The sequence below is a fragment of the Marivita sp. genome, assembly GCF_020055675.1.
Lineage (GTDB): Bacteria > Pseudomonadota > Alphaproteobacteria > Rhodobacterales > Rhodobacteraceae > Marivita.
In genome coordinates this window covers 181,055-206,078 of the sequence record NZ_JAIPUS010000003.1, presented here as the reverse complement: position 1 = coordinate 206,078, position 25,024 = coordinate 181,055, and the positions used below count along the sequence as shown (strand labels likewise).

General features: G+C 62.7%; 26 protein-coding genes. 17 read left to right on the top strand and 9 right to left on the bottom strand.

Features of this window, described 5'->3' with window-relative positions:
- The 11 genes from LCF59_RS04115 to LCF59_RS04065 all read left to right on the top strand — a co-directional run bounded on the left by LCF59_RS04115 (window position 1) and on the right by LCF59_RS04065 (window position 10,158).
- A complete protein-coding gene (locus tag LCF59_RS04115; protein ID WP_292285860.1) occupies window positions 1-678 on the top strand; it encodes a hypothetical protein in 678 nt (225 codons plus the stop codon).
- Window positions 679-763: 85 nt separating this feature from the next.
- Complete coding sequence (gene rpsU, locus LCF59_RS04110) at window positions 764-970, top strand: 30S ribosomal protein S21 (RefSeq protein WP_188483398.1); 207 nt, start codon at window positions 764-766, stop codon at window positions 968-970.
- 205 nt (window positions 971-1,175) lie between these two features.
- Complete coding sequence (locus LCF59_RS04105; RefSeq protein ID WP_292285858.1) at window positions 1,176-1,853, top strand: haloacid dehalogenase type II; 678 nt, start codon at window positions 1,176-1,178, stop codon at window positions 1,851-1,853.
- Window positions 1,853-2,674 (top strand): alpha/beta hydrolase, encoded by an 822-nt coding sequence (locus LCF59_RS04100; RefSeq protein ID WP_292285856.1) that lies wholly within the window; start codon window positions 1,853-1,855, stop codon window positions 2,672-2,674. The genes LCF59_RS04105 and LCF59_RS04100 overlap by 1 nt, the downstream gene beginning before the upstream one ends.
- Window positions 2,675-2,677: 3 nt before the next feature.
- Window positions 2,678-3,655 carry a threonine/serine dehydratase gene (locus LCF59_RS04095; RefSeq protein WP_292285855.1) on the top strand — a complete coding sequence of 326 codons (978 nt, stop codon included), beginning with the start codon at window positions 2,678-2,680 and terminating at the stop codon, window positions 3,653-3,655.
- A gap of 171 nt (window positions 3,656-3,826) precedes the next feature.
- A complete protein-coding gene (gene pcaD / locus LCF59_RS04090) occupies window positions 3,827-4,615 on the top strand; it encodes a 3-oxoadipate enol-lactonase (RefSeq protein WP_292285853.1) in 789 nt (262 codons plus the stop codon).
- 50 nt (window positions 4,616-4,665) lie between these two features.
- On the top strand, window positions 4,666-5,871 hold the full coding sequence (locus LCF59_RS04085) for a TCR/Tet family MFS transporter (RefSeq protein ID WP_292285851.1): 1,206 nt from the start codon (window positions 4,666-4,668) through the stop codon (window positions 5,869-5,871).
- Between the two features lie 74 nt (window positions 5,872-5,945).
- Window positions 5,946-7,025 (top strand): alcohol dehydrogenase catalytic domain-containing protein, encoded by a 1,080-nt coding sequence (locus LCF59_RS04080; RefSeq protein ID WP_292285849.1) that lies wholly within the window; start codon window positions 5,946-5,948, stop codon window positions 7,023-7,025.
- 89 nt (window positions 7,026-7,114) lie between these two features.
- Entirely contained in the window at window positions 7,115-8,362 is a 1,248-nt protein-coding gene (locus tag LCF59_RS04075) for a mandelate racemase/muconate lactonizing enzyme family protein (protein ID WP_292285847.1), read from the top strand.
- A gap of 60 nt (window positions 8,363-8,422) precedes the next feature.
- Entirely contained in the window at window positions 8,423-8,743 is a 321-nt protein-coding gene (locus tag LCF59_RS04070) for a helix-turn-helix transcriptional regulator (RefSeq protein ID WP_292285846.1), read from the top strand.
- Window positions 8,740-10,158, top strand: coding sequence for an amidase (locus tag LCF59_RS04065; RefSeq protein WP_292285844.1), 1,419 nt, complete (start codon window positions 8,740-8,742; stop codon window positions 10,156-10,158). Before LCF59_RS04070 ends, LCF59_RS04065 begins: the two co-directional genes overlap by 4 nt.
- A gap of 143 nt (window positions 10,159-10,301) precedes the next feature.
- On the opposite strand, the gene LCF59_RS04060 is transcribed toward LCF59_RS04065, so the two are convergent.
- The 4 genes from LCF59_RS04060 to LCF59_RS04045 form a co-directional block, all read right to left on the bottom strand.
- Complete coding sequence (locus LCF59_RS04060) at window positions 10,302-12,182, bottom strand: acyl-CoA synthetase (RefSeq protein ID WP_292285842.1); 1,881 nt, start codon at window positions 12,180-12,182, stop codon at window positions 10,302-10,304.
- 329 nt (window positions 12,183-12,511) lie between these two features.
- The gene (locus LCF59_RS04055) at window positions 12,512-13,897 is read right to left on the bottom strand and encodes an FAD-linked oxidase C-terminal domain-containing protein (RefSeq protein ID WP_292285840.1); all 1,386 of its coding nucleotides are present in this window, start codon (window positions 13,895-13,897) and stop codon (window positions 12,512-12,514) included.
- A 71-nt stretch (window positions 13,898-13,968) separates the two neighbouring features.
- Window positions 13,969-14,634 (bottom strand): SOS response-associated peptidase, encoded by a 666-nt coding sequence (locus tag LCF59_RS04050; RefSeq protein ID WP_292285838.1) that lies wholly within the window; start codon window positions 14,632-14,634, stop codon window positions 13,969-13,971.
- Between the two features lie 210 nt (window positions 14,635-14,844).
- Window positions 14,845-16,428 (bottom strand): bifunctional UDP-sugar hydrolase/5'-nucleotidase, encoded by a 1,584-nt coding sequence (locus LCF59_RS04045; protein ID WP_292285836.1) that lies wholly within the window; start codon window positions 16,426-16,428, stop codon window positions 14,845-14,847.
- Window positions 16,429-16,544: 116 nt separating this feature from the next.
- Between LCF59_RS04045 and LCF59_RS04040 the strand changes: the two genes are divergently transcribed.
- The gene (locus LCF59_RS04040; protein WP_292285835.1) at window positions 16,545-16,925 is read left to right on the top strand and encodes a DUF952 domain-containing protein; all 381 of its coding nucleotides are present in this window, start codon (window positions 16,545-16,547) and stop codon (window positions 16,923-16,925) included.
- A complete protein-coding gene (locus LCF59_RS04035; RefSeq protein WP_292285833.1) occupies window positions 16,922-17,968 on the top strand; it encodes a quinone-dependent dihydroorotate dehydrogenase in 1,047 nt (348 codons plus the stop codon). Before LCF59_RS04040 ends, LCF59_RS04035 begins: the two co-directional genes overlap by 4 nt.
- A gap of 69 nt (window positions 17,969-18,037) precedes the next feature.
- Here LCF59_RS04035 and LCF59_RS04030 read toward each other — a convergent pair whose 3' ends face one another.
- The 4 genes from LCF59_RS04030 to thyX all read right to left on the bottom strand — a co-directional run bounded on the left by LCF59_RS04030 (window position 18,038) and on the right by thyX (window position 20,601).
- Complete coding sequence (locus LCF59_RS04030) at window positions 18,038-18,694, bottom strand: phosphoribosylanthranilate isomerase (protein WP_292285831.1); 657 nt, start codon at window positions 18,692-18,694, stop codon at window positions 18,038-18,040.
- Window positions 18,695-18,703: 9 nt separating this feature from the next.
- The gene (locus tag LCF59_RS04025) at window positions 18,704-19,054 is read right to left on the bottom strand and encodes a LapA family protein (RefSeq protein WP_292285830.1); all 351 of its coding nucleotides are present in this window, start codon (window positions 19,052-19,054) and stop codon (window positions 18,704-18,706) included.
- A gap of 6 nt (window positions 19,055-19,060) precedes the next feature.
- Complete coding sequence (gene ihfB, locus LCF59_RS04020) at window positions 19,061-19,342, bottom strand: integration host factor subunit beta (protein WP_292285939.1); 282 nt, start codon at window positions 19,340-19,342, stop codon at window positions 19,061-19,063.
- Between the two features lie 353 nt (window positions 19,343-19,695).
- Window positions 19,696-20,601: an FAD-dependent thymidylate synthase gene (gene thyX, locus LCF59_RS04015; protein ID WP_292285828.1), complete on the bottom strand. Its 906-nt coding sequence runs from the start codon at window positions 20,599-20,601 to the stop codon at window positions 19,696-19,698.
- Between the two features lie 210 nt (window positions 20,602-20,811).
- Here thyX and LCF59_RS04010 point away from each other — a divergent pair, with 210 nt between their 5' ends.
- The 4 genes from LCF59_RS04010 to LCF59_RS03995 all read left to right on the top strand — a co-directional run bounded on the left by LCF59_RS04010 (window position 20,812) and on the right by LCF59_RS03995 (window position 24,524).
- A complete protein-coding gene (locus LCF59_RS04010; protein ID WP_292285827.1) occupies window positions 20,812-21,918 on the top strand; it encodes a hypothetical protein in 1,107 nt (368 codons plus the stop codon).
- Between the two features lie 100 nt (window positions 21,919-22,018).
- Window positions 22,019-23,302 (top strand): hypothetical protein, encoded by a 1,284-nt coding sequence (locus LCF59_RS04005; protein WP_292285825.1) that lies wholly within the window; start codon window positions 22,019-22,021, stop codon window positions 23,300-23,302.
- Between the two features lie 69 nt (window positions 23,303-23,371).
- On the top strand, window positions 23,372-23,800 hold the full coding sequence (locus LCF59_RS04000) for a VOC family protein (RefSeq protein ID WP_292285823.1): 429 nt from the start codon (window positions 23,372-23,374) through the stop codon (window positions 23,798-23,800).
- 31 nt (window positions 23,801-23,831) lie between these two features.
- Window positions 23,832-24,524 carry a DUF1194 domain-containing protein gene (locus tag LCF59_RS03995; protein WP_292285821.1) on the top strand — a complete coding sequence of 231 codons (693 nt, stop codon included), beginning with the start codon at window positions 23,832-23,834 and terminating at the stop codon, window positions 24,522-24,524.
- Here LCF59_RS03995 and LCF59_RS03990 read toward each other — a convergent pair.
- Entirely contained in the window at window positions 24,518-25,015 is a 498-nt protein-coding gene (locus LCF59_RS03990) for a winged helix DNA-binding protein (protein WP_292285819.1), read from the bottom strand. The two genes, LCF59_RS03995 and LCF59_RS03990, sit on opposite strands and share 7 nt — an antisense overlap.
- Window positions 25,016-25,024 lie beyond the last annotated feature (9 nt).

Here is a 25,024-nt window from a genome sequence, read left to right as displayed (position 1 = left end):
GTGACTCGAGAAACCACAGATCATTTCCTTCTGGCCCTTGGTGTCGTGATCCTGATTGCCGCCTTCGTCGCATCGGGTATCTCGACGGAGTTTTTCCTCCGATATTTCGGGGCCGAGGATTCGCTGATCGAGAACGCGACCGCGGTGCTGCTCGCGACTGCGGGCGTTGTTCTGATCCACCGTGTCATGGTGCATCGCGGCGCCTTGTCCCGCCCGCTGCTGATGCTTGGCGTAATCTACGGGCTTGTCTACATCTGGGCGGCCGGTGAAGAGATCTCATGGGGGCAGCGCATCATCGGTTTCGAAAGCCCGCAATATTTCGAACAGAACAATGACCAGCAGGAATTGACGCTGCACAATCTGGTCATTGGTGGCGTGAAACTGGATGAGCTGCTGTTCGGGCCGGTGCTGTCCTACATCATACTCAGCTACCTGATCGTGTTGCCACTGCTGTGGCGCAAGCTGGCATGGGTCAAATCCGTGACAGACGCGCTGGTCATCCCTGTGCCGCGGACGCATCACGCGATCTATGCGCTTGCCATCACGATCATCATCCCGATGCTGGACCAGACCCGCAGATGGGAAGTCTACGAATGCATCTTCGGTCTTTTGTCCATCGCGATCTTCGTGAACGCGGCCAATCCTGTGAAAGGGTCCAGGACAACTCCGACAGCTTAGCTCTGGACAAAGTAAATTTCCGTTGCTATGCGGGCCGCTCCTGCAATTCCTTGCAAATCCAACTTAGAAAGGTGGTGAAAACCACATGCAGGTTAGTGTTCGTGACAACAATGTCGATCAGGCGCTCCGCGCTCTGAAGAAAAAGCTGCAGCGCGAAGGCGTTTTTCGCGAAATGAAGCTCAAGCAACATTTCGAAAAACCGTCCGAGAAAAAAGCACGCGAGAAAGCTGAAGCGGTCCGCCGTGCGCGCAAACTGGCGCGCAAGAAGGCACAGCGCGAAGGTATGCTCTAAGCACGGCTTTCCGACACATTGATGTTTTGATGACCCCCGGAACCAGTCGGCTTCGGGGGTTTGTCGTTTCCGCACAACACCCTATCCCAAATCCTTCACCCTTACTGACAGGCGCCGCCGCCGGGATTTTGCCGGTCTTGGCCCTTCCCTCCGCATGGGTGTTCTGCCACGGTATCCGAAGTGGCGCGAAGGGACGAAAACAACCATGGCTATCACTTGCGTATTCGACGCTTACGGCACGCTGTTCGACGTATCCGCCGCGGCGCGTGTCGCGTCAGAAGAACCGGGCCGCGAGGCTCTGGCCGCCGTCTGGCCGCAATTGGCCGACCACTGGCGCTCCAGGCAATTGCAGTACACCTGGCTGCGCACCATCACCCAAGACCACGCACCGTTCTGGGATGTCACCCGCGATGCGCTGGATTGGGCGATGGAAAAGACCGGTCTCGCCGGGGACCCCGAATTGCGCGAACGACTTCTGGGCCTGTACTGGGAATTGCCGGCCTATCCCGAGGTGCCCATGATGCTGGCCCGGCTGAAGGCGGCGGGAAAGACCTGCGCAATCCTGTCGAATGGCAGCCCGGACATGCTGGAAGGCGCGGTCGATAGCGCCGGGATCGGCGAATTTCTGGACGCCGTTCTGTCGGTCGAGGACGTGGGCACCTTCAAACCCTCCAAGGCGGTTTACGACATGGTCGCTGCGCAACTGGGTTCTGCCAGGACCGATGTGCTCTTCGTCTCTGCCAATGGATGGGACATCGCGGGCGCATCCGGCTATGGCTTCAGAACCGTCTGGGTCAACCGCGCGGGCGACCCGGTGGATCGCCTGCCGCACCGCCCGGCGCATGTGCTGACAGATCTCGCCACCATACCGGAGCTGGCCTGATGCCGCGTTTCACCACCGCCGACGGATTGTCGCTCCATTATACCGATGAAGGCGACGGCCTGCCGCTGCTCTGTCTTGCCGGGTTGACGCGCGATGGCCGCGATTTCGAATTCGTCGCGCCGCACCTGGAGGGCGTGCGCCTGATCCGGCTCGACTACCGCGGTCGCGGACAGTCGGATTGGGGCGATCCGTCCACCTATCAAATCCCCGTCGAGGGTCGTGACGCGATCGACCTGCTCGACCACCTCGGGCTCGACTCCGCAGCCGTTCTTGGAACCTCGCGCGGCGGGCTGATAGCGATGGTCCTGGCCAGCACGGCCAAGCACCGCCTGCGCGGTGTGGCGCTCAACGATATCGGCCCCGAGATCGCACCGGAAGGGCTGGAGGTGATCAAGGACTACCTTGGCCGCCCGCCCGTTCTGAAAACGCATGCAGAGGTGGCACGGGCCCGCGCCCAGATGCTGACCGGTTTTGCCAATGTCCCGGACCCACGCTGGCTGCGCGAGGCGCAGATCCTGTTCAATGACACCGGAGACGGGCTCGAACTGACCTACGATCCGCGCCTGCGCGAGGCGGTTCTGGACAGCGGCGCGCAACCGGCGCCCGATCTCTGGCCGCTGTTCGATGCCATGTCGGGCCTGCCACTGGCCTGTTTGCGCGGCGCCAATTCCGATCTTCTTTCGCCCGAAACCTTCGCCGAGATGAAGCGCCGCCGCCCCGACATGATCGCGGTCGAAGTGCCCGACAGGGGACACATCCCGTTTTTGGACGAACCGCAAAGCCTGCGCGCGCTGCGACGCTGGCTGGATATGTTGAGGTAACACATGGATATTCACCGGATCGAGGCCGCCGCCCAGCGCCTGCAAGGTCACGCGCGGGTCACACCACTTCTGTCTTCCCCCTTTCTGGACGAAATTGCCGGGCGCCGGGTGCTGATCAAGGCGGAATGCCTGCAACATACCGGCAGCTTCAAATACCGCGGCGCGCGGTCTGCCATTTCAGCATTGCCGGAAGATCAGCGCGCCTCCGGCGTGATCGCCTTTTCCTCGGGCAACCACGCGCAAGGCGTGGCGCTGGCGGCCCGGCAATTCGGTGTCGCTGCGGTGATCGTCATGCCGTCCGACGCGCCGAAGATGAAAATCGCCAACACCCGCGCGCTCGGTGCCGAGGTGGTGCTCTACGACCGTGCGACCCAGGATCGGGACACGATCGGCCATGACATTTCGAACGCGCGCGGGCTGTCCCTGATCCGCCCCTTCGATGAACCCGAGGTCATCGCGGGGCAAGGGACATGCGGTCTCGAGATCGCGGCGCAAGCGGCCGATCTGGGGGTGACAGCGGCGGATGTGATTGTCTGCTGCGGTGGCGGCGGGCTGACCTCGGGCATCGCGCTGGCGCTGGACGCACGGGCTCCTGAGATGCGCGTGCGCCCTGCCGAGCCCGAGGCGTTCGACGATGTCACACGGTCTCTTGCCTCTGGCCGGATCGAACGCAACGCCAGCCAGTCGGGCGGCCTCTGCGATGCCATCGTCACCCCGCAGCCAGGGGCGCTCACATTTCCGATCATGCAGCGCCTGTGCGGCCCCGGCCTCGTTGTTTCCGAGGAGGAGGCGCAAATGGCCATGGCGCAGGCGTTTTCCCGGCTCAAGCTGGTCGCCGAGCCCGGTGGCGCGGTGGCATTGGCGGCAGCGCTGTATCATGCGGACCAACTCGAAGGCGATACGGTGATCTGCACCCTCTCGGGCGGCAATGTCGACCGCGGGGTTTTCCTTCACGCTCTGCAACAATACGGAGACGCCTAGTGCAGGACATCACAGGCGCGCATTTCAACCTCAGGACCCTGATCGGGCCGGCGACCACGGTCGGATCATGGCACATTTGAAGACCGGTTGAACCACCGGCGCCGCTGTCTCGCCGCCTTGCAGCGACGTCCCCGAGGTATCCGGAGCCAAAAGAAACACAGGAGCGCCACCATGCAGATCGCCAAACTTGACGATATCCGCCTGCACTACCGGATCGACGGCGATCCCGACGGTGCGCCGGTGGTCTTTGCAAATTCGCTGGGCACCGACCTGCGGCTCTGGGACAAGCTGATTGCGCGGCTTCCGAAAACAGGCCTGAAATACCTGCGCTATGACAAACGCGGGCATGGCCTGTCGGACTGCCCGCCCCCGCCTTATGGCATGGGCACGCTGGTGCGCGATCTGGAGCAGTTGATGGATCACCTCGCCCTGCGCGACGCGGTTGTTGTCGGCTTGTCCATCGGGGGCATGATCGCACAAGGGCTGGCGGCCAAGCGGCTGGATCTGGCGCGCGCCCTGGTCCTGTCGAACACTGCTGCACGGATCGGCACGCGCGAGATGTGGGCAGACAGGATCGCGCAGATCGAACAGGGTGGGGTCGAGGCTTTGGCCGACGCGGTCATGGCGCGTTGGTTTTCGACTGACTTTCGCCAGACCCAGGAGCTTGTCGCCTGGCGCAACATGCTCACCCGCACACCGGCCGAGGGATATGTCGGATGCGCGCAGGCAATTGCCGGAACGGATTTCTACTCCACCACGGCTGCGTTGCGCCTGCCCACCCTTGGTATCGCGGGCAGCGAAGACGGATCGACGCCCCCCGATCTTGTCCGCGAGACGGTGGACCTGGTGCCAGGTTCTCGGTTTCAGCTCATCCGCAAGGCCGGACATCTGCCCTGCGTCGAGGCGCCGGACACCTACGCCGCCGCGCTGACCGAGTTCATTGCCGCGCAGGCGCATTGATGCGGACCCTGTCGACAGCCCGGTACGGATCATCTTGAAAGCGTTGGACCATGCGCCTGCCGGTTCTCTTCATCCTTCTGACCGTAATGATCGATTCCATGGGGATCGGGCTCATCATCCCGGTCATGCCGGACCTGATCCAGGAGGTGACCGGCGGCGATCTGGCCAGTGCCGCGCTCTGGGGGGGCGTTCTTGCCACGGTCTTTGCCGTGATGCAGTTCCTGTTCGGCCCGCTGCTTGGCAACCTTTCGGACCGCTTCGGGCGCCGGCCGGTCCTGCTGATATCCCTTCTCGTGATGGCGGCGGATTACGTCGTGATGGCCCTTGCCGGGAGCATCTGGCTCTTGCTGGCCGGGCGCCTTGTCGGCGGCATCACGGCGGCCACGCAATCCACCGCCTCCGCCTACATGGCCGATATCTCCGAGCCAGGGAAAAAGGCGCAGAATTTCGGGCTGGTCGGCGCGGCCTTCGGTCTGGGCTTTGTCATCGGACCGTTGCTGGGCGGGCTGCTGGGTGAATGGGGCACCCGCGCGCCGTTCTGGGCCGCGGCCGGGTTGGCCGGGGCAAACACGGTGCTTGGCTATTTCGTCCTGCGCGAAACCGTGACCGACGCGATCCGCCGCCGCTTCGACTGGCGGCGCGCAAACCCGCTGGGCGCGTTCAAATCGCTGCGCGCGCTGCCGGGGCTGGGGCGGCTGTTCACCGTGTTTTTCCTCTACCAGGTCGCGTTCTTTGTCTATCCGGCGATATGGGCCTATTTCGGACAGGCGCGGTTTGGCTGGAACGCGGGCCTCATAGGGGTGTCGCTGGGCCTTTTCGGCGTGATGATGGCGGTGGTCCAAGGCGGGCTCATTCGACTGATCCTCGCACGTCTGGGTAAACGCGGCACGGTCCTTTACGGTCTCGTGTTCGACGTCTTTGCCTTCGCCGCGCTGGCCTTTGTCACGTCCGGCCCCATCGCGTTGATCCTTACGCCGCTGGCGGCGCTCGGCGCGGTCATCACCCCGGCGCTGCAAGGGATCATGTCGCGCGCCGTCGGAGAGACGCGGCAGGGCGAATTGCAAGGCGCGCTCACCTCGGTCAGCGCGATTGCGATGATCATCGCCCCGATGCTGATGACCTCGGTCTTTGCACGGTTCACCCATGCGGACGCGCCGATCCATTTTCCCGGAGCACCGTTTCTGCTGTCGCTTGCGCTCATCCTGATCGCCTTGGCGGTGTTTCTCTATCCCAAGCGCCCTCCGGTGGCGGTCTGACGGATCAGGCCCGGTATCGGCTTGCACTTCCGTGCCGCCAGCCCCACCTTGCGCGAAACCAAACAGGAGGGGCCATGACCCGCATAAAAGCCGCCGTCTGCACGGAATTCGGCGCACCGCTGCGCCTCGAATCGCTCGAGCTGCGCGCACCGCAGGCCGGAGAGATCGAGGTCACACTCGAGGCAGTGGCGATCTGCCATTCCGACATCCATTTTGCCGAAGGCGCATGGGGTGGCGATTTGCCCGCGGTCTATGGGCACGAGGCGGCCGGCCGGGTGTCTGCCATCGGTCCGGGCGTGTCCGACCTGATCGAGGGACAGCGCGTGGTCGTGACGCTGATCAAGGCCTGTGGCACCTGCCCCAACTGTGCAATCGGCAAACCGACGATCTGCGAAACGCCGGGCACCGGACCGTCGCCCTTGGCGCGCGAAGATGGCACACATGTCGTGCAGGCCATGAATTGTGGCGCCTTTGCCGAACGCCTGGTCGTGGACCAGAGCCAGGTCGTGCCCTTGCCGGACGACATGCCGCCGGAAGCGGTTGCGCTCATGGCCTGCGGCGTGATCACCGGCGTCGGCGCCGTGATCAATGCTGGCCGTTTGCGCGCGGGCGAGGACGTTGTGGTGATCGGCGCGGGCGGGGTCGGCCTGAACGCGATCCAGGGCGCAAGGATCGCCGGCGCACGCCGCATCGTGGCGGTGGACATGACGCAGGACAAGCTCGACACCGCGATGGCCTTCGGGGCGACGGATGGCGTGCTCGCCACCTCGGATGCGCCCTGGACCGAGGTCCTTTCCATCCTCGGGCGCGGAGCAGATCTTGTTGCCGTCTCGGTCGGCGCGATTCCCGCCTACAACACCGCGCCGCGCTACCTCGGATGGGGTGGGCGCATGGTGATGATCGGGATGCCCCATTCCGGCGCGATGGCCGAATACGAACCAGTGGTTCTGGCCTACATGGCGCAGGGCATGACGGGCTCCAAGATGGGCGATGTGGTGATCCGCCGTGACATACCGTGGCTCGCCGATCTTTACCGGCAGGGCCGGCTCAAGCTTGATGACCTGGTGTCGGGACGCTGGTCGCTCGACCAGATCAACGAGGCCATCACCGACACCAAGACAGGTGGCGCGAAACGCAACGTGATCGTTTTCTGAGCAGCCCCGACCCGCTGCACGCGTTTGCCGTCACCGGAAACTCTGCGATGTGCCGACGCATCGCCCGCCCGATACACCAAGGAACCGCCATGAAACTGCAGTCGCTCGACATCATCACCACCGCCCCGCCTGCCCCCGGCTGGGGCGGCCGCTACTGGACGCTGGTCAAGCTGACCACCGACACCGGCCTCACCGGCTGGGGCGAATGCTACGCCTCCAGCGTCGGCCCCAAGGCGATGACGGCGGTGATCGAAGACGTGTTCGAGCGACACATGAAGGGCGAAAACCCGGAAAACATCGAATTGATGTTTCGCCGCGCCTATTCATCGGGCTTCACCCAGCGCCCCGACCTGACCGTCATGGGAGCGTTTTCCGGCCTGGAAATCGCCTGCTGGGACATCCTCGGCAAGGCGCGGGGCCGTCCGGTCTGGGCGCTTCTGGGCGGGCGCATGAACGCCAGAGTGCGCGCCTATACCTATCTCTACCCGCTCCCGCATCACGATCTGACCACGTTCTGGACCGACCCCGACGCCCATGCCGAGGCGGCAGCGCATTATGTCGAACAAGGCTACACCGCGCTGAAATTCGACCCCGCCGGCCCCTACACCATTCACGGTGGCCACCAGCCCGCGATGTCGGACATTTCCCTGTCGGTCGAGATGTGCAAGGCAATCCGAGCGGCAGTCGGCGACAAGGCAGATTTGCTTTTCGGCACGCATGGCCAGTTCACCACCTCGGGCGCGATCCGGCTGGGTCAGGCGATCGAGCCCTATCTGCCACTCTGGTACGAGGAACCGATCCCGCCCGACAACCTGCTGGAGTTCGCAGAGGTGGCACGCGCCGTGCGCATTCCCATCGCAACCGGCGAACGGCTGACAACAAAAGCCGAGTTTGCCACGCTCCTGCGCAGCGGCGGCGCGAGCATCCTGCAACCCGCCCTGGGCCGCGCCGGCGGTCTCTGGGAGATGAAAAAGCTCTCCGCGATGGCCGAGGCCTTCAACACCGAGATGGCGCCGCATCTTTATGCCGGGCCGGTGGAATGGGCCGCGAACCTGCACCTGTGCACCTCCATTCCCAATGCCCTTCTGGCCGAGACGATCGAGACGCCCTTTCACGCCAGCCTGATCCGCAATACGATCACCGTTGAAAATGGCTTTGTCACCCTGCCGGACACGCCCGGCCTTGGCATCGACGTCGACGAAGACCTGGCCCGCGCGCATCCCTACACCGGCGATGGTCTGCATCTCGAGATGCAGTCAGACCCCTGCAATTACCAGGGCGGCAACAATTTCATGGGCGGCGCGCCCCCGAAGACCGACAGCGGACCGGCGCGATAAATCTTTGAACTGCGTCGCGCATCGGTGCTATGTTCCATGGAATGGTTCGGGATATCGCAGATGAATGACCTCGGGTTTGCGCCTGCAACGGCGCAGGACATGGCAAAAAGCGCGGAAGACGCGGCCGCCTACCTCAAGACCTTGGCGCATGAAGGCCGCCTGATGATCCTGTGTCACCTCGGCACTGGCGAAAAATCGGTTGGAGAGCTCGAAAGCCTGCTCAACATCCGTCAGGCGGCGGTCAGCCAGATGCTGGCCCGGCTGCGCGACGAAGAGCTCGTCAGGACGCGGCGCGACGGCAAGACCATCTACTACAGCCTGAACGACGAAAACACCGCCCGCCTGATCGCTCATCTACACGGGATGTTCTGCGCCTCATGACCCGCCCCGACACTTCTTTCAGCGGACCCGAAATCTGCGCCAAACCGGCGCGGGACGTGATCCGCCTGCTGCGCAACCGCGAACTGAGCACCGCCGATCTGATCGAGGCAAGCACCGCGCGCATGGATCAGGTCGAAGAGCAGGTGACCGCTGTCGTTACCCGCTGCCCCGACCGCGCCGGCGCCGCGCAGGCCGATCCGGACAGCGCGCTGGCCGGGCTGCCCATCGGGATCAAGGACCTCAATCCGGTCGCGGGGGTGCGCACCACCTTCGGCACGCAAGGCATGTCCGATCACGTCCCCGGCGCATCTGACCCTCTGGTGGCACGGCTGGAGGCGCGGGGCGGCGTGGTTCTGGGCAAGACCAACACGCCGGAAATGGGCGCGGGTGCCAACACGTTCAACACCGTTTTCGGGGCCACCCGCAACCCTTGGAACACCGCGATGAACGCGGGCGGCTCCTCCGGCGGCGCCGCGGTATCGTTGGCCACCGGGGAACTCTGGCTCAGCCACGGTTCCGATTTTGGCGGCAGCCTGCGCAGCCCGGCCAATTATTGCGGCATCGTCGGCCTGCGCCCCTCGCCCGGCATCGCGGGGGGATCGTCAGCGAACCTGGGGTTCACCACCGGCGGCGTCGACGGCCCGATGGCGCGCGATGTGTTGGATTGCGCGCTCTTTCTTGACGCGATGGCCGGCTTCGATCCGGTCTGGCCGATCTCCTATCCGGCGCCCGCCACGCCTTATTTCGAAACCGCGCGGCAGGACGCGGGTGCGGTTCGCATCGCCTACACGCCCGACCTGAACGGCTTTGCCGCTGTGACCGCCGAAATCGACGGCGTGCTGCGCCGCGCGCTGAAGCAGGTGCAGGCCCCGGCGATCACCGTCGAAGAACATTGCCCGGACCTGTCACGCCTCGACGAGACCTTCCGCGTCTTGCGCGGCCTATCCTTTCTCGGCAGCTACGCGGCCACACCCGACAGCGTCACCCGGCACTACAAGCCCGCGATCCAGGGCAATCTTGCCGATGCGCAGGCGCTGACATTCGGCGACCATGTCCGAGCCGAACGCGATCGTTCGGCGATCTACAACACGATGGCCGGGTTTTTTCGCACCCACGATGTCCTCGCCTGCCCGGTCAACGGGTTGGCGCCGCTGCCGGTCGAGATCGAATACCCGACCGAGGTCGCTGGCCGCCCGATGCGCGACTATATCGACTGGCTGCATTTTGCCTTCCTCGCGACGGTCGCTGGCTTGCCAGCCTTGTCGCTTCCCGTCGGTTTCACTGCCTCAGGCATGCCCGTTGGACTGCAACTGATCGGTCCGCCGCGCGGCGAAGGCCGACTGTTGCAGATCGCGCATATGATCGAGCAGTCTCTGGCGCTCCCGGTCACGGTCATCGACCCGATCCCGTCCTGACAGGACAGGACAGGACAGGACAGGACAGGACTGCGCGGAGCCATCCGGACCGTCCATCCTTCTTCTCTTTCCAAATATGCAAAATGCGCGCCGAAGGCGCGCCCGTCGGATCGGCGCAGCCGATTCGAGACCGGCTCAACCGATCACGCCGCCACCTGCCAGCGATTGGCATAGCAGCCAAGAACCCGGCCCACATCGTCCTCCGCAGCCCCGTTCAAGGCAACCTGGGCAACAAGACCAAGCGTCTTGTCATCGACAACCGACACCACACGTGCCGGCGACCCAGACTTATCCAGTGCCGCGTTGAACACCCGCATGATCGCGTGTTTGCGCAGGTCCGGCTTGTAAACCTTGCCAACTGCCGTTTTCGGAAGCTCGGGCAGGATCGTCATGTGCTTGGGGATTGCCGCGCGTTCGTGGACATGCACCTGGCAATGCTTCAAAAGCGCCTGCTCCGTCACGTCCGCGCCAGCGACCAGTTCGACAAACGCGCAAGGCAGTTCACCCGCGCGCGCATCGGGCTGGCCAATCGCCCCGGCAAAAGCGACCGCCGGATGCGCCAGCAACGCCTCTTCGATGTCTGCGGGATCGATATTATGCCCGCCGCGGATGATCAGGTCCTTCGCGCGCCCGGTGATCCACAAATACCCGTCCGCATCGATCCGGCCCAGATCTCCGGTCCGCAGATGGGTGCCGTAATGAAACAGGTCGGCGTTCTTGGCCGCCTCGGTATAGGTATGCCCGGCAAAGACACCCGGATTCGACACGCAGATCTCGCCGATCTCGTCCACCGCGCAGTCCGCAGCACCGCCGTCGGCCTCCTTGAGGATTTTGACATCGGTATGCGGGAAAGGGATACCCACTGATCCCACTTTCTTTATCCCGTCCGGCGGGTTGCACGAGACAAGGCAGGTCGCCTCGGTCAGCCCGTAGCCTTCGACCACGGTGACGCCACAGGCGTCCTCGAACCGTTTGAACAGTTCCAGCGGCAACGGCGAGGAGCCGGAAAACGCGGTCTTGATATGCGACAGGTCCGCATCCACCGGTCGTTGCATCAGCGCCGACATGGCGGTTGGCACGGTGATGACGAAAGTGGTTTTCCAGCGCTCGCACAACTTCCAGAAATTGTCGAACACGCCCTCGCCACGATACCCCTGCGGCGTCGGGAACACCGTATGCGCGCCGGACACCACCGAGGCCATCAGGATGACATGGCAGGCGAAGACGTGAAACAGAGGCAGCGGGCACATGATACTGTCTTCTTCGGAAAACAGCAGCCGCGTGCCCAGCCATCCGTTGTAGATCATGCCGGAATACTGATGCTGCGCGACCTTGGGCATGCCGGTGGTGCCGCCCGTGTGGAAATAGGCCGCAACGCGGTCGGCTGTGCTGTCGGCGAAATCCAGCGTCGTGTTCTGTGTCTTGGCCTCGGCGGCAAAACTCAGCACATCGGCGTGGTGCGCGCCGGGGTTCTTCGGTCGGATCAAGGGCACGATCCATGATTTCGGCGGCGTCAGATGTCGGTTCAAATCCACCTCGAGCACCGTGTGAACATGCGGCGCATGGCGGCAGGCCTCGGCCACTTTCTGCGGGACATCCGTCTTTGGGAACGGCTTGAGCGTGACGACAACCTTCGCGTCGGTTTCACGCAGGATCGCGGCGATCTGCTCGGGTTCGAGCAACGGATTGATCGGGTTGACGATCCCGGCAATGGCACCGCCCAACAGCGTTACGATGGTTTCTGTGCAATTTGGAAGCACATAGGCGACGACATCGGTTTCCCCGATGCCCAGCTTGCGAAACAGGTTCGCCGCCTGCACGGTTTGCGTCAGCAGGTCAGACCAACTCAGGGTTTCGGCCTTGTCATTCGGGCCGGACAGCAACTGAAAACTGACGGCGGGATGCTCGGGAAACGCCTGTGCGGTCTTGCTCATCTGGCCATAGAGCGTCACGGGCAAATCCCGCTCGGCATACGGCATCTCGTTTTCAATCGTGTTGCGGTCCTCGATACTCGCAAACGTCATGGTGTCCCCTCCCTGGATCGCGCTTGGACCGCGCCTCTGCGTGTCGTTCCCCCTGTTTAGCGGAAATTTGACCGAAACAAGACCGGGCGACGCGACGGCACTTCCTGCCTGACGCCGCGTTCTTCAGCAATCTGGCCACAGCGCCGCACCAAATCAAATGAAATCCACCACGCCGGTCTGCAGCGCTCCTGCGGGGGCGTCTTTTTGCACGGGCTTTGCAAGGACGTCTGCCCGAACCACGCGCCTGCCGCCCCGTGATCCTGTCCAGCCCGACCGCCGGGGCCGTCACGGGCCGAGATCCGCGCCGCTTTCCCACATGCCGCGCGGCCTCAGTTCAGCGTTACCAGCTTTCCGGGGTTCATGATGTTGTCCGGATCAATCGCCTTTTTCAGAACCCCCATCAGCGCATAGCCGGCGCCATGTTCTTGTGCGAGATACTGGCGCTTGCCGATGCCGATGCCGTGTTCGCCGCTCACCGTGCCGCCGAATTCCAGCGCCAGGCGGTTGACCGCCTCCACCAATTCCTTGGCACGGCTCAATTCCTCGGCGCTGTCGGGATCGACCAGGATCAGCAGGTGGAAATTCCCGTCGCCGACATGCCCCACCATCGGCGCAAGAAATCCCGACGCCTCGGCCAGATCCGTGGCGCGCGTCAGACACTGGGCCAGGGACGAAATCGGAACGCAGCAATCCGTGACCACGCCGTTGCAGCCAGCCCTCAGCGCCTTTCCCGCGTAATAGGCGTTGTGCCGTGCCTGCCACAGGCGATTGCGATCCTCGGTCCGTGTCGCCCATGCGAAATCCGAGCCTCCATGCTCTTCGACCAACGCGCCAAAGGTTTCGACCTGTTCGGCCACACTCGCCTCCGAGCCGTGGAATTCGAGAAAGAGATGCGGTTGCTCGGGCAGCGCAAGATCCGGGTTGTGCAGGTTCATGCCCCGCATCGTCAGCGCGTCCAGCAATTCCACCCGTGCCATCGGCAAGCCCATCTGGATGGCAAGGATCACGGTGTCTACCGCGCCGTGAATGTCGTTGAACGCGCAGGTCGCCGCCGCGATATGCTCGGGCTGTCCGTGCAATTTCACCGTCAGCTTGGTGATGATCCCCAATGTGCCCTCGGAGCCGATAAACAAATGGGTCAGATCATACCCGGTCGAGGATTTGCGGGCCCGGCTGCCGGTCTGGACGATCTGGCCATCGGGCAAAACCACCTCCAGCGCAAGAACATTGTCCGCCATCGTGCCATAGCGCACCGTATTGGTGCCAGACGCGCGCGTGGCCGCCATGCCGCCAAGGCTCGCATCGGCGCCGGGATCGACGGTAAACATCAGCCCAGTCGCCCGCAGCGCCTCGTTCAGCTGCACCCGCGTGACGCCCGGTTCCACCACGGCGTCCAGATCACTCTGGTTTACCGTCAGGATCTTGTTCATCCGGCTGGTGTCAATGGACACGCCCCCGTGCACCGGCACGATATGCCCCTCGAGCGACGATCCGACGCCATAGGGCACCACGGGACAGCCATTCCGGGAGCAGATTTTCAGAACATCCGACACCTCTTCGGTGGTCTCGGGGAATGCCACCGCGTCCGGCAGGGCGGGTTTGGTATAGGCCTCGTCATGGCTGTGTTGATCGAGCACCGATGCGCCGGTGGACAGGCGGTCCCCCAAAAGGTCACGCAGCGCGGTGATGGTTGTCGTGATGGCGTCACTGGGCATGGGGGGTCTCCTTATTGCCGCGCGGGCTGGTGTCGGACCTTAATGCGACGCGACGGCAGGGAAAAGCCCGCTCATCCGTCTATCGGGTCGATCAGGTCGGGTCCCGAGGCGCGGTTCGAATTGACCTGGGGATCGACGCGGTAGACGTCCAGCGCGTCTTCGGGCGGGGCGGTCATGAGGGTCGCGGCGCCGTGGCCGTCTTCGCCCAGCCAGAGCGCCCAGTCATCCGGGTGCAGCGTGACCGGTTGACGATGATGAATGGCCGACATCGTCGCGTTGGCGCCGGTGGTCACGATGGCACAGCTGCGATGCGCCAGCCCGTCGCGTTCCCAGTCCTGCCAGATCCCGGCAAAGGCCAGCGCATCAGCCGCAGCCGGATGGATATACCACGGCAGACGGTTGCCCGCGTCATCCTTGGTCCATTCGTAGAATCCGGTCGCCGGGATCAGGCATCTGCGTTCGCGGCATGCCGCCTTGAAGGCGGGTTTCTCGGCGATCGTCTCGGCCCGCGCGTTGATCAGAAGTGGCCCCCCGGTTTCGGTCTTGTACCAATGCGGCAGAAACCCCCAGCGCATCGACACCAGCCGGCGCTGTCCCTCCTGCGTGTGTACCGCATGCACGAGATTGGTCGGACAGATGTTGTAATTCGGAACTTCGGGCAGCGCGTTGGCCGGCACCGCATCGAACAACTGCGCCATCGCGTCAGACGGCAGGGTGAGGGAGAAACGACCGCACATGGGGCCTACAGTAAACGGCCAGGTGGTCTTGGCAACGCCCTTCGTCACCAAAGGCCGCGCCCGGCGAACACCATCGTCCAGAGGTCGCGCTTGCCCTGTGCGCCCTGTCTTTTGCGCACGCCACCGTCTTTAAGCTGGCGTCGTACAACACACCCAGACGAAAAAGCGCGCCCCGATGTTGGACGCGCATCGGGGTCGAGTTGCCAGACTTTACTGCTTCACGGTGATCCGACCATCCGTATAGGGCGTGTAAGGCCCAGTCTCGGCCAGAAACTCTGCCATGACATCGGCAAGGTCGGGGCCGAAGTCATAGGCGTTCCGCGCATCGCGGAACATGGCATATCCATCACCGCCGTTGCGCACATAATTGTTGGACACGGCGCCGTAGGTGGCCGCCAGGTCAATCGGCGCCCCGTTGATCATCACATCGGAGATCCGGTTGCCCGGTTCCTGGCTCAGATCGACGGTAAAGCTCATGCCGGCCACCTGCGGGAACCGGCCCGCACCGTCCGCGACCCGGCTTACACCGTTTTCCAGCGCGGCGAGGATCTGGTCTCCGGTGACCTCGAAAGTGGACAGCGTGTTCTGAAACGGCAGCACCGTCAGCACCTCGCCCATTGTCACCTCGCCCGCATCTATGGAGGCCCGCAAACCGCCGCCATTCTGGATCGCAACCTGGATGCCCTGATCCTTGACCCGGTCCAGCATCGCATCTGCGACCAGATTGCCCATCGGGCATTCCATGGTGCGGCAAACCTCGCGGCTGCCCTCGATCGCCTCAGCGGTTGCGGCCATGACCTGCGTCTTCATGTCCTCGATCGGCCCGGCAAGTTCGGCCACACGGTCCTCGATCTCGGGGTCTTCGGCGACCGAGGCATCCAGCAGGATCGTATCGCCTTGGGCATGGGTCACATTGCCGTCGTCATCGAAAGTCAGTTCGAGATGCCCGACATATTTCGAATAGGCATAGGCCTGCACCACCGGCACCAGCGTGCCGTCTTGCTGGCTGACAAAGGTCGGATAGGCGCCGTCACGGTCCGGGTCGCTTGCCGACAGGTAGCTGTGGCTGTGCCCGCCCACGATGGCATCGATCCCCGGCACCGCGGCTGCGATCTCGATATCCTTCGGCAGCCCGACATGGTTCAGGCCAATGATCTTGGTCACGCCCGCGTCGGTCAGCGTTTCGACATCCGCGGCAAGGCTGTCGATCTCGGGCTGGAAAATCACCGCCTCCGACGGCGACGAGGTTTCCACCGTGTCAATGGCCAGCGCCGACACGATGCCGATCCGTTCACCGTCCACTTCGAGCACGACATGGGGCTGCACCTTGTCGGCCAGGATGTTCGACTGGCTCACATCGAGGTTGCCCGAGACGACGGGAAAGGACACGGTCTCGATCAGCTTGAGCAGGCCTTCGTCGCCATCATCGAATTCATGGTTGCCCACGGCCATCACGTCGAAGCCGATCTTCTCCATCATCTCGGCTTCGACATCGCCCTTGTAGGTCGTGTACATCAGCGACCCCTGGTACTGGTCGCCCGCATCGACCACGATCACGTTTTCGCCGTCCAGTTCGGCGCGCAGCTCGTCGATCATCGTCTTGACCCGCGCCACACCGCCGAAACACTTGCCTTCGGCGTTGTCCTCGGCCGAACAGGTCGAATCGAAGCGGTTGATCGGCTCGATCCGGCTGTGCAGATCGTTGATATGGATCACGTGAAGCGTGTATTCGGCCTGCGCCACACCGGCGCTCAGCGCCAGGCCAGCAGCCCCTGCAAGAAGTCGGTAAGACATGTGAACCCTCTTTGTCGGATTGTTATGCAGCAATCGTGCATCGCGCCGCGAAGGGAGTCAAAACTTACCCGCGCGCGGCGCGCGACACGGTTATCGGTCGCTTGGACAACAGGCAGATGACACAGCTTGACGCGACCGCCCGCACACGGCACATCCCGGGCATGATATACAAAATTCTCCGCTCCGATGAATGGGCCGCGCTGCAGGCCGAAGGTGAAATCGCTGGCGCGCCGATCGACGTGGCAGATGGATACGTGCATTTCTCTACTGCCGAGCAGACGCGCGAAACCGCTGAGAAACATTTCGCCGGTGCAGACGGGCTGATGCTGCTGGCCTTCGACGAGGCCACGATCACCGGCGACCTGCGATGGGAGCCATCCCGTGGCGGCGCGCTGTTCCCGCATCTTTACGGGCCGCTGCGCCTTGCCGACATGGTCTGGGCCGAGCCGATGCCGCGCGACGGCGACACCCATCGCTTTCCGGACAAGATGGCATGAGCCTGCTCGAACGGGCCGGTCTGCACCTGCTGCACCGGTTCGATCCGGAAACCGCCCACGGGCTTGCCCTGCGCGCGCTGCAACTGGGTCTCACACCCAGCGCGGGCACCCTCACCAGCCCGCGCTTGCGCACCGATCTGGCGGGTCTTGTCCTGCCCAACCCGGTCGGCCTCGCCGCCGGTTTCGACAAGAACGCGGTCGCGCTGCGCCCATTGTCGCGCGCGGGCTTCGGCTTTATCGAAGTGGGCGGCGCCACGCCGCGTGCCCAGCCGGGCAACCCCAAGCCACGGCTTTTCCGCCTGACCGAGGATCGCGCCGTCATCAATCGCTTCGGCTTCAACAATGACGGGATGGCGGCCATCGTGGCGCGGCTGCGCGACCGCCCTCGCGACGCGATCATCGGCCTCAACCTCGGAGCCAACAAGGACAGCGAAAACCGCGCCGCCGATTTCGCCACCGTATTGGCCAACGGCGGCGCGCATGTCGATTTCGCCACCGTCAATGTCAGTTCGCCCAACACCGAAAAACTGCGCGACCTGCAAGGCAAGGACGCGCTCTCGGCGCTGCTGGCCGGTGTGATGGAGACGCGCAACGCGCTGGACCGTCCGATCCCGATCTTCCTCAAGATCGCGCCGGACCTGTCGGAGGCAGAAATCACCGATGTGGCCGAGGTTGCCCTTGCCTCGGGCATCGACGGGCTGATCGCCACCAACACCACGCTGGACCGTGACGGGCTCACGTCTCGGCACGCCGCGGAAAAGGGCGGATTGTCGGGTCGGCCGCTGATGGATAAATCCACCGATGTGCTGGCCCGGATTTACCGCGAAACGCAGGGCAGACTGCCGATCATCGGTGTCGGCGGCATCGGCTCGGCCCAGGATGCCTATACCAAGATCAAGGCGGGCGCGTCAGCCGTGCAACTCTACTCTGCCCTCACTTACCAAGGCCTTGGCCTGATCCCTCAGATCGTCAACGGTCTCGATACCCTTCTGGAACGCGACGGGTTCGCCAATATCGCCGATGCCGTCGGCACCGGCACCTGATCCCAGCCGCGGCATTCTTTCAAAAGCACGCGGCGGACCTGGGCGCAGAGCGCCATCGTGCCGAACCCGCTATCGCAGCGTGGGCACCCGCAGCGCATCGACAAAGGCGCGGATCAGGGCGGCATCCTTGATCCCCGGGGACGCCTCCACACCCGAGGACACATCGACTTGCCGTGCGCCCGTCAGCGCCACCGCCTCGGCCACGTTGTCCGGCGTCAGGCCACCGGCCAGCATCCACGGGACGGACCAACGCCGGTTCGAAACCAGCCGCCAGTCAAACGTCACGCCATTGCCGCCGGGCAGCGTCGCCTCCCTGGGCGGCTTCGCATCGACAAGCAACTGGTCCGCCACCTCGGAATAGACATCCAGCGCCGCGGCATCCTGCGCATCCGCCACGCCAACAGCCTTCATCACCGGCAAGCCATAGCGCGACCGGATCCCGGCAACACGCTCCGGCGTTTCCGAGCCGTGCAATTGCAACATGTCCAGCGGCACCGCATCGGTGATGGCATCCAGCGCCGCGTCATCGGCATTCACGACCAGCGCCACCTTGGCCACGCCAACAGGCACAACCACCGCAAGGTCGCGCGCCTGGGACAACGAGACGTTGCGCGGGCTCTTGGGAAAGAACACGAACCCGACATAGGCCGCCCCTGCTCCCGCGGCAGCGGCCACGTCTTCGGGCCGGGTCAGCCCGCAGATCTTGGTTCGAATTCCGGATGCCATGAAACCCGCTCAGCCTGCCTCGTCCAGAAGCGCCAGAACCTCGTCCTTGTCCTTGTCGCGCTCGGCCTTGGTGCGCCGCAATTCGCGTTCCAGCTTCTTGACCTCGGCCTCCTTGCGCGACGCCTGAGCCCGGTACTTGTGCTCGCGCAGCCACTCCCAGATGAAGCCGATCAGCAAGCCCGCGACGATCCCGCCAAAGATGACGACGAACATCGGCAACTCGATGGATCGGTTCATGCCGGCAAGATCGGCCAGTCCGCTTGGGAAAAGCGACAGCTGCACCATCCCCCGGTTTGCCAGGGCGACTGACACCAGCACGATGGCCAGCGTCGCAAGAAATGCATAGCGAATGTATCGCATCAGAGTTTACTTCCCATTCAACCTGTCTCGCAACAATTTGCCGGTCTTGAAGAACGGCACATGCTTCTCTTCCACTTCCACCGACTCGCCCGTGCGCGGGTTGCGGCCGACACGGGCCTCCCGTTTCTTGACGGAAAATGCGCCGAACCCACGCAGTTCGACCCGGTCCCCTCGGGCCATCGCATCGATGATTTCTTCGAAAACCGTGTTCACTATGCGCTCAACATCGCGCTGGTACAAATGCGGATTGTCATCAGCAATCTTCTGGATCAATTCGGACCGTATCATCGTCTCGCATCCCCTTGGTCGCACGCCGGTTTCACGCGTGTCCTGGCGCTGGAGTATACGCACCACATGGCAAAACGGAAACCACGGCGTTTGCCAGAATGGCAAAAAGTTCAGCCCGATGAGGTGGTTCACAGCCATGCCGGTGAAAAATCGCGCATTGGTCGCGGGCAAATCCCGCCTGCGGCCAAGGCGCAGTGTCCTCACGATTCGGCTGATCACCCCCCGGTCCGGCGTGCCGGACAAGGCCAGGGGCCATGCTTTGGCGCAGCCCTGCCAACCGTCAATCCAGATGCCTCGTGGGCGACGCATGGGCCGATGCAAAGCACCTGACCCAAAAGGGCAATCGGCACGACCTAGCCGAACAATCCCTCGAACTCCCGCCATTCCCCCTTGGACATGCCGGACGTTTCCTGCGTCACGGTCTCCCCCTTCAGCATCCGCCGGACACACTCAAGACCGGTCGCCGACAGGTTTGCGCCCCCCATGCGGTAATCCTCGAAGGCCCGGTAGGCGAAGGGGACCCAGTCGGCGACGACCTTGCAAATCTCGTCGGCGTAAACCCTTATTTCATACTGCGCGTGCGAATCTGCGCGCAACCGAAGGAAATGGAGCAGGTTGTGCAGATCGACCTTCCAATACCATTGCGTGTAAATATTCGCGGGCAGGTTCATCCGGGCCAGTTCGCGCGCCAGCCCCTGCTGGCCATCCTGGCTGATCATCTCTTCGTAATGATCATAACAGCGCATCGCGTCATCCCGCAGGTACCGCAGCACGCGGTCGGCCTCCTCCCCTTCGAGCGATGTCCCGCGCCCCTGGTTGTTTACCACCGATTGCGCATTGAGCTGGTCCGGCGCGGGAATATAGAACTCCCGGTCGAGGATCGAATACCGGGCCGAATATTCGTTGACGTTGGCCGTACGGTGCCGGATCCACTGCCGTGCGACGAAGACCGGCAATTTGACGTGCAGCTTGATCTCGCACATCTCGAAGGGGGTAGAATGCCAGTGCCGCATCAGGTAGCGGATCAGCCCCTCGTCATTCTGAACCGACTTCGTGCCCTTGCCATACGACACCCGTGCCGCCTGGCAGATCGCCGCGTCGTCGCCCATATAGTCCACCACCCGGATAAAGCCGTGGTCCAGCACAGGATAGGCGGTATAAAGATGCGCCTCCATGCCATCGCTGACCGCGCGCAGCGTCTGTTGCGGCGCGCTGCGCAGCTCGGTGATTTCGGCCTCTTGATCCGGCGACAGGGGCATGGCGAATCCTTTCCACTAGGATGAGTCGATGCAGACTATATCTCGCGGGCGAAGCAGTAGAAACCACCAAGACTGGTATCATGCAACTGCGCCGCAGTGGCAGGGATTTTCGGTGGCTGCGGTGTACTATGCGTTGACTTTGCAGTGCTTCTGCCAGATTTTCGGGTAGAGGTCGGGAAAAAGACCAAGGTTATCCGGGGCAGTATTTTGATGACGCGCATTCTTTTCCTCTTGCTGTGTTTTGGTTTCGTCTCCGCCTGCGACAGCGGCGGCGGCGACGTTCTGCAATCGCCCTCCGAAGACGGCGCAGATGGTGGTGCAGGCGAAGGCGGTGATGATGGAACGCCGATCGACAGTGATCGTGAACTGCCTCCCGGGACAGAATCGCCCACCCGGGACGACTCGATTTTCCGGCGTGAGTCTTTTGACGAGGAAATCGGCAACGGCTACGTCAGGTCCGTAAGCTACAATGAAGATGATGATACATTTTTTGTTGACGGCCTTGGATTTGACGGAAATCAGGTGGACGGTGATCGCTTCACACCTTCTGATCCGGGGTCCCTTGGCGGTCGGTTTGATCTGCCAGGTGCGCGCTACAGCGTCTACGAAGCACCGGTCGAATTTCCTGATTCCCTAACAGAAACTCCGATCCCCCAGTTTTTGCATCGCGCAATCTACGGCGTCAGCGATAGCGGAGACACGGAATTCGCAATTGTTCGTACAGGTGCGTACATAAACTACGGCTTTGGCGGGTTCATTTATCAAAGGAATGGCGACGTCGTGATTCCGGCGGAGGGACAAGCAACCTATGAGGGCGCTTATGCAGCGCTTCGCGACTTCGATGGAAGATCTGGTCTCGAATATGCAGACGGCAGGGCGGAAATCGATATCGACTTCAGCGGATTTCGAGGCAACTGCGCTGAGGCAGAATGCGACAACGCCGTGAGAGGACTCATATCCGAACGCAGGTTGTTCGATCTGGAAGGCAACGACATCACACGCGCATATCTCGATGCGCTCAGTGCAGCCAACGGAGATGTGGCTTTAAGCGAAATGCCAGTCATCTCGTTTAAAATCGGCCCGAATGTCGGCGACCTGAACGGAGAGTTGGTCGGAACGGTCTTTACTGCCGGGAGTGAAGCTCCCTTGACAGAGTCGATTGAGGAAGACGGACAGTTTTTCGCCGTCATGGCCGGAGACCACGCGTCAGAGCCCGGGGGCGAAATCGCCGGCGTTGTGGTAATTGAAAACGATGATCCACGTTTTGACGGTGTGACGGTACGAGAAACCGGTGGTTTCATCGCGGTTCGCCGCTAACGGTGCCGTGGCACGTCGCATGATGCAGGCTGCTCGTGTTCTTACGGCAAACGCTTTGCTACTCGGCCTGTTTGTTTCTCAAGCATCTGCCCAGGACGCATTGTCCCCGTCCGAAATGCGCGAGCTTGCTGGCCAGGCCGCACTTCGCGGGCAGGCGAGTGTGGCCTTTGACCTGTCAGAGGCACTGATTAGTCGAGACGACACCGACCTGAACGCGCATCTGATCCGGTCCCGGGCGGCGCGGGATCTGGGCCGGAATGAGGATGCCTTGAGGCATGCCCGGCGCGGCTGGTCATTGGCGGATGACGCACAATCGCAATACGCTGCGGCGCTGGCCACCGCGCAAGCCCTGTCTTCCGATGGGCGGCGGACCTCGGCACAATTCTGGCTGCGGCGCGCGATAGAGCTGGCGCCCAACGAGACGCTGAAACAGCGGGCGGCAGAGGATCTTGTCTATGTCCGCCGGCGGAACCCTTGGTCGACGCAGCTACGGTTTTCGGTTGCGCCCAGTTCGAACATCAACAACGGCAGCCGTAATGACTCTTCCGAGCTGTTTGGGTTGCCGTTTGAATTTGGACTGGAAGGCGAAGCACAGGCGCTGTCGGGGGTCGAGATTTCGACCGGGTTCAGCACCCGGTATCGGCTCACAGAGAATGACCGCATGCGGAGAGACCTGACTTTCGGCGTGTCGCATCGCACCTATATCCTGTCGGAGGACGCAAAGGATATCGCGCCCGATGCGCAGGGCACCGATTTTGCCACCAGTTCCGCGTATGTCGCGCTCGGGGAAAGCCATGCCCTGTCTGGTGGCACGGCCCGGCTCGGGTGGAACGCGCAGCTTGGACGCAGATGGTACGCAGGCGATCCGTTGCTTGACTACACCCGGATCGGCGCCAACTACCGCCGCGCGACCAGCAAACGCGGACAGGTCAGCGCCGGGATCAGCCGGGAAGGGCAAGATGGCGTCGGTAGCCGGGACGACGCGACGATCCTGCGGGCCAGTCTGGGATACGGAATTGCGCTGCGAAATGGAGACCAGGTTTCGCTGAGCACCCATGCCGTGCAATCGACCAGCGATGCAGACTATCTCGATTACGACCAGCGTACCCTGTCTGCGAGCTATACGATGGCGAAACCCGTAGGGCCCGCAAAGCTGGACTTCGGGATTTCCATTTCTGAAAAACACCATGATGCATCCAGCCTGACCCCTGACGGGCGGGATGAACGGGCCATCGAGGCGCGCGTCACCGCCGCCCTGACCGAGATGGATTTTTACGGTTTCATGCCGACGGTGACACTGAATGCCGAAAAGACGGATACGAATATCGACCTTTACGAGACCGAGAATTACGGCATTCAACTGGGCGTGCGCTCCGCATTCTGACCGCGCATTCGCTCTCGACATCTCGGCTCTATGGCTTAGCCTCCTTGCAACCCAACCTATGAGGACAAGATGCCCCTTCGATATCTCCACACCATGGTGCGCGTGAAAGACCTTGACGCGTCGATGAAATTCTACAGTCTGCTGGGTCTGAAAGAGACCAAGCGGATGGACAACGAAAAAGGTCGCTTCACCCTGGTCTTCATGGCCCCCGAAGGGCAGGAAGACTGCCCGGTCGAGTTGACCTATAACTGGGACGGCGATGACGCCTTGCCATCCGACAGCCGCCATTTCGGTCACCTCGCCTACAGCGTGGACGACATTTACGCGATGTGCCAACATCTCATGGACAATGGTGTGACCATCAACCGCCCGCCGCGGGATGGGCACATGGCCTTCGTCCGATCCCCCGACAACATCTCGATCGAGCTGCTGCAGGCAGGTGACGCGTTGCCCCGACAGGAGCCTTGGGCGAGCATGGAAAACACCGGGCACTGGTAAACGGATGCGATCCTGGCTGGCAGGAATAGCGGTGGCATCGGCAACTTTGGGTGCCACCGCATCCGACCTTCATGCCCAAGCCGATTGCCGCCTGGCGCTGGTTCTGGCGTTGGATGTGTCCTCGTCGGTTGATGATGCGGAGTACATTCTGCAACGCGACGGTCTTGCAGCGGCACTGGATGACCCGGGGATCCGGTCCGCAATTCTGGACGGTGACGGGCATGTGGCGATGGCGATCTATGAATGGAGCGGGCGCCGCCAAAGAGAACTGATCAGCGACTGGACCCGGTTGCACGACGATGCCGCGATTGACGAGGTAATCCAGACGCTGCGCAGCACGCCGCGCAGCTATTCCCGGTTTCCCACAGCGATGGGCTATGCCCTGGGCTATGGGGCAACCCTGTTGTCGCGCGGGCCGGACTGTGATCGGCAGGTGATCGACCTGTCCGGGGATGGTGAAAACAACGAGGGGTTTTCACCCACCCTCGCCTACAGGAACTTTCCGTTCCGCAATGTCACGGTGAACGGTCTTGCCGTTCTGGGCGGGACCAAGGATGTGGTTGACTATTTTGACCGCGAGGTGCGCTTTGGCACCGGCGCTTTCGTCGAAACATCGCAAGGCTACCAAGGATATCAAGAGGCGATGACCCGCAAGCTGTTCCGGGAGCTGAACGACATGATCCTTGGCGCGCTGCCCGCCGACCAGTCGAGACGCCGTCAATAGATATAGCGGATTTGATCGGTCCAGTAACGCTCCATTCGGCGCAGGGTATCGCTCATGTCGCCAAGGGTGTCGTGATCGATCACGTTATTGTCGATCAGCCCATCCGCATGACGCGCGAAGAGCGCCGAAATCAGATCGCGGATTTCCCGCCCCCGCGAGGTAAGCCGCACGCGCACCGACCGGCGATCGATCTCGCAGCGCTGGTGGTGCATATACCCCATATCGACCAGCTTTTTCAGGTTGTAACTGACATTGCTGCCCTGGTAATATCCACGCGTTTTCAGCTCTCCTGCGGTGACCTCGTGATCGCCGATATTGAACAACAGCAGCGCCTGGACCGCATTGATTTCGATGATGCCAACACGTTCGAATTCGTCCTTGATCACGTCCAGAAGCAACCTGTGAAGCCGCTCCACAAGCGCGAGCGCTTCCAGATAGCCATCAAGGACACCGGTCCCGCCCCCCTGGTCAACAGATGCATGTATGCTCATTGAAATCTC